1 protein-coding gene is annotated in these 303 nt (G+C 69.6%); it reads right to left on the minus strand.

Annotated features, from left to right (window positions below):
* Window positions 1-303 (minus strand): aldo/keto reductase (locus ACLBX8_RS31945; protein WP_447716442.1); only part of this gene is annotated, 303 nt, incomplete at both ends.

A 303-nucleotide genomic window follows, 5' to 3' on the forward strand; every position in this document is an offset into this window, starting at 1 on the left:
GCCCTGGTCGAGGCCGAGCGGCATCAGCTCCCACTCGTAGTGGCGGCCGATCAGCGCGTAGTAGCCCTGGTAGGCGACGTAGCGGGCGAGCCCGTGGCGCTCGGAGGGCGCGAGCGCCTTCATCAGCTGCCAGCCCGAGAAGTTGGAGGCGCCGATATAGCCGATCTTGCCCGCGCGGGTGAGGTCGTCGAGCGCCCGCAGCGTCTCGGCCACGGGGGTCAGCGCGTCGAAGCCGTGCATGAAGTAGACGTCGATATGGTCGGTGCCGAGCCGCTTCAGGCTGGCCTCGCAGGCGCGGATCAG

The sequence above is a fragment of the Methylobacterium sp. D48H genome (assembly GCF_053345715.1).